Source organism: Ignavibacteriota bacterium, assembly GCA_013285405.1.
GTDB lineage: Bacteria > Bacteroidota > Ignavibacteria > Ignavibacteriales > Ignavibacteriaceae > IGN2.
Window position 1 is genome coordinate 661,678 of the sequence record CP053446.1, and the last position, 15,758, is coordinate 677,435.

The window sequence follows — 15,758 nt, forward strand, 5'->3', positions numbered from 1 at the left end:
ACGATTTTTTTTAAGTAAACTCTTAATATATTCGCCAAAAATCCTCGTAATTCATTTAAGGATCGCCTTTTAGAAATTATCAAAAGATTATTTTATATATTCAGAGTGATAAAATACTTGTCTAATAAAAAATGGGAGTCCGGGCTTAATTATTCCTCTGTGGATTGGTGGGATATTAACATAAAACTCATATACTTAAGATTAAATATTACTTTTTCTGAGCAGTAAACTTTTTCTTATAATGATAAGCCATAAATAATAAATAACTATGAACATTTCTAGTCTAAACGTAATTGATATTTCAAAATCCAAATTCACCTTACGTGACATTCCGTTATTTTCTGAATTAAGTGTTCAACAGTTAAGACAAATAACTTCTGTCAGTAAGCTTAAAAGGTTTTCAAAACACGAAAATCTTTTCAATGAAGGTGATATCTATTGGGGATTTTATATTTTGTTAAAAGGTGTAATAAAAGTTTATAAAGTCTCACTGTCCGGAAAAGAGTCAGTCGTACACATTGTAAAACCATTTAATGTTTTTGCTGATATTCCATTGTTTGAAGGAGGAAATTATCCGGTAAGTGCTCAGGCAATTGAAGAAAGTTTGGTTTTATTTGTTCCGAAAGAAAAATTCCTCGAGTTGATTAAAATTGAACCGGAAATTTCCATGAAGATGCTTGCAGGATTTGCAAAGAGATTGAAATCATTGGTAAATCAGCTTGATGATATTGCTTCTAAAGAAGTTCCGAACAGACTTGCAAAATATTTGTTAAAAGAAATTAAGAATACAGGAACAGATAGATTACCAGAACCATTTTTAAAACTTACGTTACCCAAATCGACAATTGCAGGCTATCTCGGTACAATAACTGAAACATTATCCCGCGCATTTAAAAAACTGCAGAATGAAGAAATAATTCGTGTGAACGGTAAAAATATTTTTGTAACAGATATTAAAAGATTAAAAGAACTTTCAAAGTAAATAATATTCTATCTTCATTATCCGCATTACGCATTCACACTACCAGATAAAAAGTTGCAAATCTGACTTAAGTCAAGAATATCCTCAGCTTCATTAGATAATTTTGGATTGAAATTCCAATTAAAACAAAGGAGTAATCATGGATTTAAAACAACTTGATATCAGACCGGTGCCTGTACGTGAAAAGCATCCAACAATTTTCAAAACATTTGATGAATTGAAGAATGGCGAAACATTTCAATTAATCAATGATCACGACCCAATGCCGTTATATTACCAGTTCAACGCAGAACGTCCAAATCAGTTTGGCTGGGAGTACGTTGAACGTGGTCCGCAGGTTTGGAAAGTTAATATTTCAAAAACCTAAAATCATATCCAGATACGATGATTACGAAAGATATAAAGATATCCAGATTGCTTGCTGAACATCCACAAACTCTTGAAGTGCTTGATAAATTTAGTTCGCACTTCGATAAATCAAACAATAAAATACAGTGGAAAGTTATTGCAAGTCGTGTAAATGTTGAACAAGCTGCAGGTATTGCTGGCGTTGATGTTGCCCGGCTATTGTCTGAGCTGAATGACTCGATAAACGCTAATTATAATGCTCCAGAAATATCCATAAATAAGAAAGAAGCAATGAAGACAATAGTAAAACCTGAAAAGCTGAAAGATATACGCGCAGAAAAAATCCTGCAGCTTGATGTTAGACCAGCAATTAACTCCGGGAAAGATCCGTTTCTGGAAATAATGACAACTATAAAATCATTGAAAGAGGATGAAGTGCTGCACCTGATAAATTCATTTGAACCGATTCCTCTTTATTCGGTTCTTGAAAATAAAGGCTACAAGCACTGGACTGAAAATGATGGCAATACATTCAACGTCTTTTTTTATAAAGAGGGTGAGGCGCAAATAGATTCAGCTAAAGCAGCAACTGACAACAAAAACATTGACAAAGATTTTGAAAACGTGATTGAACTTGATGTTCGCGAATTAGCTCCACCGGAACCGATGATGAAAATTCTTGAAAACATTTCACGAGTTGATGACAAAACCATTATGCTGGTCCATCATCACCGCGACCCGATGATGCTTTATCCCAAATTAGAAGAAAGAGGATATTCTGCTGTTGCAAATAAGATCAATGAAAACTATTACAAAGTAGTTATCACAAAACAAAAGAGAGAATAAATTGAACCAGCCAGTTTCAATAGCGTCTGCTTACTCTCCTCCATTCAGAATTGTTTCTAAATATTTTATTGCTGCAATATTTTCCTTTGTTTTACTTAATTTGTTTTTACTTCTAAATCACTCTGATATTACCGGTCATCATTTCAATCCCAAAATTCTGACAATTACTCACATTGCAACACTCGGATGGATTACAATGATAATCTTTGGAGCTTTATTCCAGTTAATCCCCGTTGTCCTTGAAATAAAACTATTCAGTGAGAAACTCGCAGAAATTCAATTCTGGATTTACACAATTGGTGTAATCGGACTTCTTTATTGTTTTTGGTATTTCACTACCGGTTTGTATATGAACATCTCAGCTATTCTGTTAAACACTGCGATGTTCATCTTTGCATTCAATATAATAATGACTTTCACACGTGTTAAAAAATGGAACATCACAGGTTTATATCTCGGTGCGGCAATTTTCTATCTGATTATTACAGCTATTGCCGGACTTTTACTTGCGATCAATCTCGGAACCCCTTATATAAAAATTGATCATCTTCAGTATCTGAATCTTCACGCACATACTGCTTTTATCGGATGGGTGTCCATGGTTGTAATGGGCGTTACTTTCAAATTAATTCCGATGTTCACTCTATCGCATGGTTATAATTTAAAATTCGGACACTGGGCATTCTGGTTAATCAACATCGGTTTGCTCGGAATCAATTACATATTTCATAACGAACGAATTCATTTTCTTTACTATGTACTTACTCCGATGATATCGGTCGGTATAATTCTATTCCTGATTCAGGTTTATATCATTTTTAAAAACAGAGTAAGAAGAAAGCTTGATACCGGTTTACGGTTTTCCTCATACGCTTATTTGATGTTAGCATTAACAACTCTGCTTGGAACTTTTATTGCTTTTATTGATTATCAAAATATCATAAATCTTACTTTAATTTACGGCTACATGATAATTTTCGGCTATCTATCGATGCTTATCGTCGGACAAATGTATAAAATTGTTCCTTTCCTTGTTTGGTATCACAAATACAGCAGTAAAGTTGGCATTGAAAAAGTTCCGATGTTGAAAGAAATGTTCAATGAGAAAGTTGCACAGTATGGTTTCTACTTTATGATTACAGCATTATTCGGCTCACTGTTTTCTTTTGCATTCAGCAACCAATACGGATTAATAATTTCATTTGCAGTTATGCTTTTAAGCTCACTAATCTTTTCATTCAATATGATTACAATATTCAGGACATAAAAACAATGGCACAAAAAGAAGAAATACTTGAAATTCTGAAAGGAGTTATCGATCCTGAAATCGGAATTAATATCGTTGATCTCGGTTTGGTTTATGAAATTGAATCGACAGATGAAACAAACAAAATAACAATGACGCTTACTACTCCGGGATGTCCGATGCATAACACTATTACTACCTGGGTGGAAAATGTAATCAGTCAATTTGAACCAAAGAAAAAAGTAATTGTTGATCTCGTCTGGGAACCGCGCTGGACACCCGATAAAATGAGTAAAGAAGCAAAACAAGAATTATATCAAAGGAATTTTTAAGTGTTTACAACAGTAAGATATTTCGTAAAAACAAGCATCATTTTTCTTGTGCTGGGAATTTTAACAGGCGTATTCATGTCGTATTCAAAATATATTGTTGAAAGTGGTTACACTCAGGAATTAATTTCTGCGCACACACATATTATTCTTGTTGGCTCTGTAATGATGATGATAATGGGAGTTGCGCTTTGGTTTTTTCCGCGTGCCGAGAAAGATGATAAAAAATACAATCCTGATTTAATATTAATTGTTTACTGGCTGATGGCTGGTTCAACTTTTGCGAGATTCATTTTCCAGGTTGCAGCTTCATTTACTTATATAAACTGGCTGAATACCTCAATTTTTATTTTTTCTTCTTTACAGGTTGTAGCAATGATTTTGTTTTTCTACTCAATGTGGGGTAGGATCAGAGGTGTAGGAAGTCAGTATCGTGAAGCAAAAGGAGAAAAGTTTTGATACAAATGATAATTAGTGATGATTGTATTAATTGCTATGCCTGTGCTGTTGAATGTCCAACGTCAGCAATATTCGAACCGGCAGAGAAACGAATAATTAACGGAGAAATAATTGAACCTCTTTCATATGAACATTTTTTTATTGCTGAAGAAATATGTGACCATTGTTCCGGTTTAAATGAAATCAGATGCATTGCAGTCTGCCCGATGGATGCAATAAAAACTGTCGAAGAAATTTGGGTTTATTAATCAAGATGAATAATGATAGTAAAAAATATATTGAAGATTTTCTCGATGAATTTATGCAGATTGAATATCATGGCAGAGATCATATTGTAGCACGAGCTCATTATAGGGATGTATTTAATCAACTTCTTCCAAAATATATTCATCCTGAAAATGAGACGAAGAAAAACATTCTTCAGAAATCAGAAAAAATTAAAACTGTAAATACTGATGAATAGATCCAAGCGAGACAAACGATTTGTTTAAGCAAAGAAAACCGTAAACCGATTAATTATTAGAAAATTACAAGGAGACTAAAATGAATACAACAATAAGCGAAACAAAAACTCCAAATCTTAAAGTTTCTAAAAAAGGAAACACATTTAAAATATTGGAAGTTACTGCTGAAACTGATGCGCTTATGCCGCCGCATTTAAGTACAAATGAAGCGGTTGTGATTGTTCAGGAAGGTGATGCAGTTTTGGAAATTAATGGAACAACAAATCACTTAACTCAAAATGATGTATTTGTAGTTCCTGCTGCTACTGCACATACTCTTTCAATCAAAAGTAAATTTAAAGCAGTTGTAATTATGGAACTTGATTCTCAAATAGAATTTGTTAACTGAAATAAATGCAGAACAACATTAATTTAATTTTAGAAAGATATGAAATGGAGATTAATGATTTTGACAAAGCACAGGGACATTGGATTTTAGCTCGAATGGGTAAGCGAGTTTTAAGACCAGGAGGAAGAGAACTTACACTTAAATTGATAAAGTCATTAAATATTTCTTCTAAGGATGATATTGTGGAGTTTGCACCTGGAATGGGATTTACTGCATCTTTGACATTGAAGAAAAATCCTAAGTCTTACACAGCAATTGATTCAGATGAAGATGTTGTAAAATTGATGAGAAAAAATTTTGCAGCAAACAATGTATCAGTTTTTCAAAGAAATGCAGCAGACACTAACTTGCCGGATAATAGTGCTGACAAAATATATGGGGAGGCTATGTTAACAATGCATGCAGATCACCGTAAAACTGAGATTGTTCGTGAAGCGCATCGTATTTTAAAAAAAGGAGGCTTGTATGCAATACACGAATTGGGATTGACTCCCGATGATTTAGGTGAAGAATCTAAAGCAAAAATTCAAAATGAATTTGCATTAACTATCAAAGTTAACGCACGACCGCTTACTGAATATGAATGGAAAGAATTACTTGAAAAAGAAGGATTTAAGATTAAGGAATTCTTTTTGAACCCAATGAAGTTATTAGAAGTTAAGAGAATAATAAATGATGAAGGGTTATTAAGATCATTAAAAATTGGTTATAATGTTTTGACAACCGCTAAAGCAAGGAAACGAATCTTTGCAATGCGTGATGTGTTTCGTAAATATCAATCGCACATAAACGCAATAGCAATTGTGGCGGAAAAATTATAAAAGAAGAATAATAAATTTTATTAAATAAATATGAAGGAACTATCATGAATAATTTCAATAATAAAACTATTGGTGAAATTGTTGCAGAAAATACCAGTGCTGCTAAAATATTTGAGTCTTATAATATCGATTTCTGTTGTAACGGTAACAAGAAATTTGATGCGGTAATTAATGAAAAAAAACTTGATCCTCAGAAAATTATTGATGAGCTATCTGTTCTGCAAAAAGATAAAAACAACCATTCAATGGATTTCAAATCATGGCCACTCGATTTGTTGGCAGATTATGTAGAGAAAAAACATCATCGTTATGTGGAAGAAAAAATCCAGGAAATAAAACCGTATCTTGAAAAAATTACACAGGTTCATGGAAGTAATCATCCTGAACTATCCCAAATAAATGAGCAGTTCAATCAGTCCGCAGGTGAACTGGCAATGCATATGAAAAAAGAAGAATTAATTTTATTTCCTTACATCCGGAAAATGGCTGCCGCAAATCAAAAAAATGAGAAAGTAAATCTGCCGCAATTTGGAACTGTGGAAAATCCTATTAAAGCAATGATGAGTGAACACGATACCGAAGGTGAACGTTTTAAAAAGATTTCTGAATTATCAAATAATTATACAACACCAGATGATGGCTGCAATACTTATCGCCTGACTTATGCAATGCTCAAAGAATTTCAGCAAGATTTACATATACATATTCATCTGGAAAATAATATACTTTTCCCGGCTTCTCTTGAACTTGAAAAACAAATGAAAGCATAAAAGACAATGGCTGTTGAAAGACAAATAGTTCCGGTTAAAACAAAAATTGATGAATTGATTGATGAAGACAGTCGGTTAACAAAACTGATTTATTCTTATCTGGTTTCAGCAACGTTTTGGCTGATCTTCGGAACTTTGGTCGGATTATATCTGGCATTCCGATTTATTTATCCGGACCTGGGTGTTGCTTCATGGCTTTCTTTCGGCAGATTGAGACCGATTCATACGAACGTTGTTTTTTGGGGATGGACATCTCTTTCGATGATAGCTCTTGCGTTGTATGTCGTACCACGTACAAGTCAAAGACCTCTGTTCAGTATCACACTTGCCAGACGTGCACTTTATGTCATAAACGTTTCGTTAATAATTGGTGTTACTTATTTGTTTCTTGGTTACAATAACGGTGGTCAGGAATATCGTGAATTTATTTGGCCTGCGATGATGTTATTTGCGTTAGGAGTGATTTCACACGCTTTAAATTTTTATAAAACAATTGCTCTTCGAAATACAAATGAAATTTACATTTCAAACTGGTATATACTTGCTGCGTTTTTATGGACAACCGTTGTAGTTGTAATAGCATACATACCATGGTATCAGAATGGATTGGGTGAAACGATTATTCAAGGATTTTACATGCACATGGGTGTTGGTATGTGGTTCACTCCTCTTGTTTTGGGATTAACATATTATTTCCTTCCAATGCTTCTTAACAAACCGATTTACTCCTATTCACTTGGAGTGTTGGCTTTCTGGACACAGATGGTATTCTATTCTTTAATTGGTGCGCATCATTTTGTATTCAGTCCCGTACCATGGTGGCTTCAAACTGTCGCAATAGTTTTTAGTTTCGGTATGATCATTACACTTGCTGCCGGTACCGGAAATTTTCTATTGACAATGAAAGGAAGTTTCGGTCGATTGACAAGAAGCTATTCTTTACCATTTATTCTGGTTGGTGTGATTTTTTATTTTCTCGCATCGGCACAAGGCTCATTTGAAGCGTTGCGTAGTCTTAATGCTCTCTGGCATTTTACAAATTACACTATTGCACATTCACATTTTACAATGTATGGATTTGTAGTATTTCTAATTTGGGGCGGTATCTACGCTTTATTACCTCGATTGACGGGAAGAGAGCCTTCGCATCTATTAATCGGAATACATTTCTGGTTCGCATTTCTTGGACTGATGATTTATGTAATTGCTCTTTCCATTGGCGGAACACATCAGGGTGAAAGCTGGATCGCACAATTACCGTTTATTAATTCAGTTGAACTTATGGTGCCGTTCTGGATATGGAGATCAATTGGCGGAACATTTATGTTTCTTTCGCATATCATCTTTGCTTATAACTTGTATAAAATGAAACCACAGACAGCAGAAAAACCAGCCGTCGAATTAGCAGGTGAACAGATATGAAGTTGAATTTTAGTGAAAATCATAAATTACTCTTCAGCATTGTTTTCTTTGGATTTATTGTACTATCACTGGTGATCGCAGTTATTCCTGCAATCCAGGTTAATGCAGCAGATCCGATGTGTGGTGTCAATACTCTTACTCCTTCAGAGTTCAGAGGATTAACTACTTATGTTTCAGAAGGATGTTTGTACTGCCACACTCAGCAAGTAAGACCACTTAAGCTTGATAAAGTTTATGGAAGACCATCTTCACCGCTGGATTATTCTTACTTAGTTCCGCTTGATGAAATACGAATGACACCTTCAGTTTTAGGAAGTGAACGAACAGGACCTGATTTGAGTAATATTGGAAATCGTCAGCCGAGTGAAATCTGGCAGCATATGCATTTGTATAATCCAAGATCAGTTGTAAAGTCTTCAATAATGCAGGCATTTCCATGGCTGTACGAAGTGAAAGAAAATCCTACACCGGATGATTTAGTTGTCCCTGTACCTGAAGAATATGCACCAAAAAATGGAAAGGTTGTCGCAACACAAAAAGCAAAAGACCTGGTTGCGTATTTATTATTCCTTAAACAAAAGCCGATGGAAGGATCCACATTATTTGAAGGAGATGCTGAAAACACTTCAACAAATCTAAGTACATCCGGTGCTCAACTATATAATTCGGATTGCGCCAGTTGTCATCAGCAAAATGGAGAAGGAATAAAAGGAATCTTTCCGCCGTTGAAAGAATCTGAAACGGTTAATTCAGACAATCCGGAAAAGCAAATAAGAACGATACTTTTTGGTGCTAAAGGAAGAGTTATTAATGGAATTGTTTATCCATCCGAAATGCCAGCTCATAAAGATAAGTTCAATGATGATCAAATTGCTGCTATAATTAATTATGAAAGAACTAGTTGGGGAAACAATGGAGTAAAAGTAAGCAGCGATGATGTTAAGAAAATCAGAAACCAGGAGAACAAATGATATTGAAATTATTTGCCGGCATTTATTTATTGATAACATTAATTCTTCAACACCAGAATATGGAAGTGGTTGATAAAAATATCTGGTTTTATCTTGTTTACATTATTTCAGGTTTGATTGTATTACTTGTTTTAATTTTTACAATAAAATATTTAATTAACCCGGGCGAAAAATCTGAAGATCATATTAAGCGAATCATATTGCTTGATCAGAAAAAAAATTATGGCAGACATAAAACAAAATAGAATTGAAATTTTTCTTGATGAGAATAAAGAATCAATTGCTTCGTATGTACCTCCTGCAAAATTCGACCTTGATACTTCCGAATTGGAAGACGGTGAGCATACTCTCATTATAGTTGCCTATGGTGATGATGAAAAAAGATCAATAAGGAAAATTAAATTTTTCGTGCGCAATGGTCCCGGAATTGCAATACAGGGACTGAGAGAAAATGATGTTGTAGAAGGAAAAATTTCATTACTTGTCAATGCTTACGGAGGTTCAACTGCCGAAAAATGGGAACCAACAACAGCAGAAACCCCTGCAGCAATTCCAAGCTGGATCTGGATAATGTTTATTCTTATTACAGCCTGGGCTATTTTTTATTTCATTAACGAATGGAAACCAACTGAGGAATTTGCAAATACGCCAACTTACAAAAATTTACAAATGCCCGTTGAAAAGAAAGTAGTAGTGAATGAAACAGCAACAAATGGAGCTGATTTGTATCGCAAAAGTTGTTCAAGCTGTCACCAGGAAAACGGACAAGGACTAACAAATGTTTTTCCTCCGCTTATGAGTGACGATGTAATTAATTCAGATAAAACTGATCAGCATATAAAAATTGTTTTATTCGGATTGGAAGGAAAAGTAATTAATGGAGTTAAATATGCAACTCCAATGCCATCATGGGAAAGTCAATTATCTGATGAAGAAATTGCTGCGGTAATTAATCACGAACGATCAAGCTGGGGGAACAAAGGTAAATTAGTTTCACCTGAAGAAGTTAGTAAAATCAGAGCAGGTGGAAAGTAATCAGCTAAATAATATTAGAATATTGAAATATTTATTTTGAAAGGAAAATTAAAATGCGATTAAACTGGTATAAAATGTCACCGGAAGGTTACAAAGCAATGCTTGGCTTACAGAAAATTGTTGATGAAAGTAAAATAGATCACAGACTTTTAGAATTAATTAAAATAAGAGCATCACAGATTAATGGCTGTGCCCACTGTCTTGAGATGCATACAAAAGATTCTTTAGCTCTTGGCGAAAATGAACAAAGGATTTTTTTACTTTCTGCCTGGCGTGAAGCACCTCTCTACACAAAACGCGAAAGATCCGCACTCGCATGGTGCGAAGCGTTAACATACTTGCCCCAGTCCGGTGCACCGGATGAAGTTTACAATGAAGTTAAAAATCATTTTGATGATAAGGAACTTGTGGAACTAACAATGGCAATTGTTGCAATTAATGCATGGAATAAGCTTGCGGTTGGTTTTAGATCCGAGGTTGGTAATTATGTTTCTAAGTTAACGAAGAAAAATGAATCTTCTAAAAAATTAAATACTTAATAGGAGGAATAAACAATGCAGGAATATAAAGTCAAAATAATTGAAATTAAACGTGTTACTCACGATGTAAGATCTTATAAATTTGAAAAACCAGCCGGGTTTAAATTCACTCCCGGACAAGCTGCTGATGTTTCTATAAACAAACCTGGTTTCGTTGATCTGAAAAGACCATTTACATTTACTTGTCTGAATGATTGGGATCATCTCGAATTCACAATTAAAAGTTACAATGACCATAATGGTGTTACTAAGGAAATCGGTAAGCTTGTAGTTGGTGATGAGTTAATAATCAGTGAACCATGGGGAACAATTAGCTATAAGGGTGAGGGCACTTTTATAGCTGGCGGTGCTGGAGTTACACCATTCATTGCAATATTAAGAGATCTTGAAAAGAATAAACAAATCGGTAATAACAAATTACTTTTTGCAAATAAAACTGAATCAGATATAATTCTAAAAGACGAATTCGAGAAGATGCTCGGCAAAAATTTTATAAACATTCTATCTGCTGAGAAATCTTCTAAGTACGCCTCCGGGATAATTACTAAAGATTTTCTTAAGCGAAATGTGGATGACTTGAGTAAAAAGTTTTATGTCTGCGGTCCGGATCCAATGATCGCAGCTATGGAAAAGATTTTAATTGATTTAGGTGTTAATAAAACTTTAATAGTAAAGGAGGAATTTTAAATTATGAATGAAAAATTCAGATCTGAAAAAGAAATTAATACAAATATTATAAATACCATTTTAACTATACAGGAAAAGTATCCGGAACTTTCTGAGTATCTCGGAGAAATGCCTGTTACAATTCCAATCATCAAAAAGCCTGTGATAGATTTTCAGAACTTGAGTGCTTATTATGATTCACTTAACTCCATGCTGAATAGTTATGCACAGGCACATCAAAGGTAGGTTACAAAAATGAATATCAATATTAAAAGAATTTATGAAAAACCAGCGCGAACAGATGGGATGAGAGTTCTGGTTGACAGGCTCTGGCCAAGAGGTCTCACTAAATCTGAAGCAAAAGTTGATCTTTGGCTGAAAGATATCGCACCGAGCAATGAACTGAGAAAATGGTTTCATACGCATACTGAAAAATGGAAATTGTTTGAAAAAAAATATGAGAAGGAGCTTGATAATTTACCGGAAGAATTTTCAGAACTAAAAAAACTTGTGAAAAAGAATAAAAAAGTAACACTGCTTTTTGCAGCGAAGGATGAAGCTAATAATAACGCAGTTGTACTCAAAAAAATACTTAACGAAGAAAAATAACTACCTGAGCGTCTGATATAAGAAAGTTATTCGGTTCGGATAACAGGCATAGTTAAATGCAAACAAACTGAATAACACTTTGTTAAACATCTCATGGGGTTATCTGATATCTGTTTGAACAAAATTGTTTCAGGTTTTTTAGAAGTCTTTAAATAATAATTTATAAATAAATTTCAGAGGAGTTAAAAATGTTACACAAGACTGTTCTCTCAACTTTGATCGCTGTTTTATTTCTTGCAGCGTTAATTTCAGAACCAATCTTTGCGCATTGTGATTCAATGGAAGGACCTGTTGTAAAAGCATCAATAAAAGCACTTGAAACCGGGAACATAAATTACGTTCTCGTGTGGGTCCGTGCAGAAGATGAACAGGAAATTAAAACTATGTTCGATAAAGTAAATAGTGTGCGAACAATTAATGACGAAGCAAAAGAACTTGCAGATATGTACTTCTATGAAACTGTTGTACGAATTCACAGGTTGGGTGAAGGTGTAGGCTATACCGGATTAAAACCTGCTGGTTATGAACCCGAAGAAGGAATTGAGGCTGCTGATATAGCCATAGAAAAAAATTCAGTCGATGATATTCTTCAACATCTTGAAGAAGCTAAACACGAAGAAGTCAAACATTACTTCGATGAGCTTCAATCAAAAAGAAATTATGATGTGAATGACCTGACAGCAGGAAGAGATTATGTTGCTTCTTATGTCCATTTCATTCATTACGTTGAAGCACTTTATTCAGGTGATACGAAGAGTATGGAACATCAGCATCATCATTAATTAAAAGTTAAACATAAACTTAACTTAATTGATAATAAAAATAATTTTTAAAATATTTTCTGGTAATAAAACATCATTACAATTTTATTTTACAGAAATACCTGTTTATAAGTAATTATTTTCCGTAGATTGAATCTGATTCTAAATTATTTAGGATTCGGGAAGATAACTTAAACTGATCTATCCTGGAATTGAATGTGAATAATTAAAAGGAATGTTAATTGAATAATTCTTCGACTGAATTGATTTGGCCCTTGATAGTATATGGAGGTGCAGTAGTGCTTCTTGTAACTATAATGATAGGACTTTCCTATCTGCTCGGTCAAAAGCATGAAGAAAAAGAAACTAATGAACCTTTTGAATCGGGAGTAAAGCAAACTGACTCGGCACGTTTGAGATTCCCAATTCATTTTTATATCGTCGCAATGTTCTTCGTTATTTTCGATCTTGAAGCAGTTTTCATTTTTACCTGGGCAATTTCATTAAAAGAAGTTGGATGGACTGGTTATATCGCAGCATCAATATTCATCGCAATACTTATTGCGGTATTAATTTACGAATGGAGAATAGGTGCGCTTGACTTTGGCACAAGTGGCAAAAAAATATTAAAAGCAAGAAACAGAATTCTGAAAGAAAGTAAAAATTTATGAAGTGGTGGGTAACAAAAGCTGATCAGGCAGGAATTCCTTTAAAAGGAACCAGTTCACTCGAAGAAACTGTTCAGCAGAGTATTGTTTTATCAACAGTTCAGGATTTAGTTGCCTGGGGTCGAAAAAATTCTATGTGGCCATTTAACTTCGGACTTTCCTGCTGTTATGTTGAAATGGCAACCTCGCTCACAAGCAAATACGATATCGCCAGATTTGGTGCTGAAGTTATTCGCGGTACACCTCGCGAAGCCGATATTATGATTATTGCAGGAACAGTATTTATAAAGATGGCTCCGATTATAAGAAGATTATATCAGCAAATGATGGAACCCCGTTGGGTAATTTCGATGGGCTCGTGTGCAAACTCTGGTGGTATGTATGATATCTACAGTGTTGTTCAGGGAGTTGATAAATTTATGCCGGTTGATGTTTATGTTCCCGGCTGTCCTCCCAGACCTGATGCATTTATGGAAGGTCTTGTAATGCTGCAGGATTCTGTCGGCAAAGAAAAGCGTCCGTTAAGCTGGGTAATTGGTCCGCAGGGAATTCAAAAACCTGAAAAGATTTCCATGCGGGATTTAAAGCGTGATGAAAGAATGAAGATGACAAAAATAACTCCTCCAACTGAAATTTGAATTTGTTATGGATCAGATAATTACTATTGATGAAGAAATAAAACAGAAGTTTGGTGATAAAATTATTTATCAACAGGAAACTAAAGATGAATTCCCGACTATTTGGGTTGGAAGAAATTCATTAGTTACTGTTCTTAATTATTTAAAGAACGAAATTACAAATCCCTTCCGAATGCTTTATGACATCACTGCAATAGATGAAAGATCGTACAGCAACCGAAATGGTTTACCACAAAGCGATTTCACGATAGTATATCATCTTCTGTCATTTGACAGAAATAATGACATAAGAATTAAAGTTCCGTTAAAAGATAATGATGTTAATGTTCCAACGATTACTGACCTATGGCAAAATGCAAACTGGTATGAGCGGGAAGCATTCGATATGTTCGGAATAAACTTTAATGGACATAAATATTTGAGAAGATTGTTGATGCCGTTAACCTGGAATGGTCATCCGTTACGAAAGGATCATCCTGCAAGAGCAACCGAAATGGGTCCGTTTCAGCTTCCGGATGATAAACAAATCAGAGAACAGGATGCGCTTCATTTTAACCCCGATGAATGGGGAATGCAAAAACATAGCGACGATTCGGATTTTATGTTTCTTAATCTCGGTCCTCAGCATCCGGGTACACACGGTGTATTGCGACTTGTTCTTCAACTTGATGGTGAAGATATTGTTGATATTGTACCTGATATTGGATTTCATCATCGCGGCGCTGAGAAGATGGCTGAAAGACAATCCTGGCATACTTTCATACCTTACACTGATCGTGTTGATTATCTCGGTGGAGTAATGAACAATCTTGCTTATTGTCTCGGAGTAGAAAAACTTGCGGGGATTGAAGTTCCCGACAGAGGGAAAGTAATTCGTGTCATGCTGTGTGAACTATTCAGAATTGCAAGCCATCTTGTTTGGTACGGAACATTTGCACAGGATGTTGGTCAGCTTTCACCTGTGTTTTACATGTTCACAGACAGAGAGAAAGTTTTTGATATCATTGCTGCGGTATGCGGCGATAGAATGCATCCGAATTGGTTTCGCATTGGTGGTGTTCAGGATGATTTACCAAATGGATGGGATAAACTTGTAAGAGAATTTGTGAATTATTTTCCAAAACGTTTAAATGAATATGATAAACTTGTTATGAAGAACAAAATCTTTAAAGCAAGAACAAAAGGTATCGGAAGTTATACAAAAGAAGAAGCCGTTGAATGGGGAATTACCGGACCGGGTTTACGTGCTTGCGGATTTGAATGGGACTTCAGAAAAAAAAGACCTTATTCAGCTTATGATCAATTCGAGTTTGATATTCCGATTGCACATAATGGAGATTGTTACGATCGTGCTTCTGTTCGTGTTGAGGAAATGAGACAGAGTTTGAAAATAATTGAACAGTGTTTAAACAATATGCCAGAAGGTGAATATAAATCTCATCATCCGCAGGCAACACCACCCGTTAAAGAAAGAACGATGCACGATATTGAAACTTTAATAACTCATTTTTTAAATGTTACCTGGGGACCTGTAATCCCGCCAGGAGAAGCTTTCTCAGGAATTGAAGCAACGAAAGGAAACAATGGATACTATCTTATCAGCGATGGAAATACTTCACCATACAGAGTAAGAATAAGAACTCCTTCCTTTCCGCATATGCAAATGGTGCCTTATATCAGCAGAGGACATACTATTGCGGATCTTCTCGCTATTCTGGGAAGTGTTGATTTTGTATTAGCTGATTTAGACAGATAATAAATAAATGAATATCAAAAGTATAAATATTTATCATTGA

23 protein-coding genes are annotated in these 15,758 nt (G+C 34.7%); all 23 read left to right on the forward strand.

Annotated elements, in window-relative coordinates; genetic code table 11:
- Positions 1–268: 268 nt before the first annotated feature.
- The 23 genes from HND39_02835 (at position 269) to nuoC (ending at position 15,718) form a co-directional block, all read left to right on the forward strand.
- The gene (locus HND39_02835) at positions 269–982 is read left to right on the forward strand and encodes a Crp/Fnr family transcriptional regulator (protein QKJ95291.1); all 714 of its coding nucleotides are present in this window, start codon (positions 269–271) and stop codon (positions 980–982) included.
- A 139-nt stretch (positions 983–1,121) separates the two neighbouring features.
- Entirely contained in the window at positions 1,122–1,349 is a 228-nt protein-coding gene (locus tag HND39_02840) for a DUF2249 domain-containing protein (protein QKJ95292.1), read from the forward strand.
- A gap of 17 nt (positions 1,350–1,366) precedes the next feature.
- On the forward strand, positions 1,367–2,176 hold the full coding sequence (locus HND39_02845) for a DUF2249 domain-containing protein (protein QKJ95293.1): 810 nt from the start codon (positions 1,367–1,369) through the stop codon (positions 2,174–2,176).
- A gap of 1 nt (position 2,177) precedes the next feature.
- Positions 2,178–3,443, forward strand: a complete 1,266-nt coding sequence (locus tag HND39_02850; GenBank protein ID QKJ95294.1) for a hypothetical protein — start codon at positions 2,178–2,180, stop codon at positions 3,441–3,443.
- Between the two features lie 5 nt (positions 3,444–3,448).
- Positions 3,449–3,754 carry a metal-sulfur cluster assembly factor gene (locus HND39_02855; GenBank protein ID QKJ95295.1) on the forward strand — a complete coding sequence of 102 codons (306 nt, stop codon included), beginning with the start codon at positions 3,449–3,451 and terminating at the stop codon, positions 3,752–3,754.
- A complete protein-coding gene (locus tag HND39_02860; protein ID QKJ95296.1) occupies positions 3,755–4,210 on the forward strand; it encodes a hypothetical protein in 456 nt (151 codons plus the stop codon).
- 5 nt (positions 4,211–4,215) lie between these two features.
- Entirely contained in the window at positions 4,216–4,458 is a 243-nt protein-coding gene (locus HND39_02865) for a 4Fe-4S binding protein (GenBank protein QKJ95297.1), read from the forward strand.
- A complete protein-coding gene (locus HND39_02870; GenBank protein ID QKJ95298.1) occupies positions 4,446–4,673 on the forward strand; it encodes a hypothetical protein in 228 nt (75 codons plus the stop codon). The genes HND39_02865 and HND39_02870 overlap by 13 nt, the downstream gene beginning before the upstream one ends.
- Positions 4,674–4,753: 80 nt before the next feature.
- Positions 4,754–5,062 carry a cupin domain-containing protein gene (locus HND39_02875; protein ID QKJ95299.1) on the forward strand — a complete coding sequence of 103 codons (309 nt, stop codon included), beginning with the start codon at positions 4,754–4,756 and terminating at the stop codon, positions 5,060–5,062.
- 44 nt (positions 5,063–5,106) lie between these two features.
- Positions 5,107–5,883 carry a methyltransferase domain-containing protein gene (locus HND39_02880; GenBank protein QKJ95300.1) on the forward strand — a complete coding sequence of 259 codons (777 nt, stop codon included), beginning with the start codon at positions 5,107–5,109 and terminating at the stop codon, positions 5,881–5,883.
- 44 nt (positions 5,884–5,927) lie between these two features.
- Complete coding sequence (ric, locus tag HND39_02885) at positions 5,928–6,653, forward strand: iron-sulfur cluster repair di-iron protein (protein ID QKJ95301.1); 726 nt, start codon at positions 5,928–5,930, stop codon at positions 6,651–6,653.
- Between the two features lie 6 nt (positions 6,654–6,659).
- Complete coding sequence (locus HND39_02890; GenBank protein ID QKJ95302.1) at positions 6,660–8,075, forward strand: cytochrome oxidase subunit I; 1,416 nt, start codon at positions 6,660–6,662, stop codon at positions 8,073–8,075.
- A complete protein-coding gene (locus tag HND39_02895) occupies positions 8,072–9,046 on the forward strand; it encodes a c-type cytochrome (protein QKJ95303.1) in 975 nt (324 codons plus the stop codon). The genes HND39_02890 and HND39_02895 overlap by 4 nt, the downstream gene beginning before the upstream one ends.
- Positions 9,043–9,291, forward strand: coding sequence for a hypothetical protein (locus HND39_02900; protein QKJ95304.1), 249 nt, complete (start codon positions 9,043–9,045; stop codon positions 9,289–9,291). Before HND39_02895 ends, HND39_02900 begins: the two co-directional genes overlap by 4 nt.
- Complete coding sequence (locus HND39_02905) at positions 9,269–10,081, forward strand: cytochrome c (protein ID QKJ95305.1); 813 nt, start codon at positions 9,269–9,271, stop codon at positions 10,079–10,081. Before HND39_02900 ends, HND39_02905 begins: the two co-directional genes overlap by 23 nt.
- 47 nt (positions 10,082–10,128) lie before the next feature.
- Positions 10,129–10,620, forward strand: coding sequence for a carboxymuconolactone decarboxylase family protein (locus HND39_02910; GenBank protein ID QKJ97859.1), 492 nt, complete (start codon positions 10,129–10,131; stop codon positions 10,618–10,620).
- 15 nt (positions 10,621–10,635) lie between these two features.
- Positions 10,636–11,307: a flavodoxin reductase gene (locus HND39_02915; GenBank protein ID QKJ95306.1), complete on the forward strand. Its 672-nt coding sequence runs from the start codon at positions 10,636–10,638 to the stop codon at positions 11,305–11,307.
- Between the two features lie 3 nt (positions 11,308–11,310).
- Positions 11,311–11,532: a hypothetical protein gene (locus HND39_02920; GenBank protein QKJ95307.1), complete on the forward strand. Its 222-nt coding sequence runs from the start codon at positions 11,311–11,313 to the stop codon at positions 11,530–11,532.
- Between the two features lie 9 nt (positions 11,533–11,541).
- Entirely contained in the window at positions 11,542–11,895 is a 354-nt protein-coding gene (locus HND39_02925) for a DUF488 family protein (protein ID QKJ95308.1), read from the forward strand.
- Positions 11,896–12,083: 188 nt separating this feature from the next.
- Positions 12,084–12,677, forward strand: coding sequence for a hypothetical protein (locus tag HND39_02930; protein QKJ95309.1), 594 nt, complete (start codon positions 12,084–12,086; stop codon positions 12,675–12,677).
- A 296-nt stretch (positions 12,678–12,973) separates the two neighbouring features.
- Positions 12,974–13,327, forward strand: a complete 354-nt coding sequence (locus HND39_02935; GenBank protein ID QKJ97860.1) for an NADH-quinone oxidoreductase subunit A — start codon at positions 12,974–12,976, stop codon at positions 13,325–13,327.
- Entirely contained in the window at positions 13,324–13,962 is a 639-nt protein-coding gene (locus HND39_02940) for an NADH-quinone oxidoreductase subunit B (protein QKJ95310.1), read from the forward strand. Before HND39_02935 ends, HND39_02940 begins: the two co-directional genes overlap by 4 nt.
- A gap of 7 nt (positions 13,963–13,969) precedes the next feature.
- Positions 13,970–15,718: an NADH-quinone oxidoreductase subunit C/D gene (nuoC, locus tag HND39_02945; GenBank protein QKJ95311.1), complete on the forward strand. Its 1,749-nt coding sequence runs from the start codon at positions 13,970–13,972 to the stop codon at positions 15,716–15,718.
- Positions 15,719–15,758: the final 40 nt, after the last annotated feature.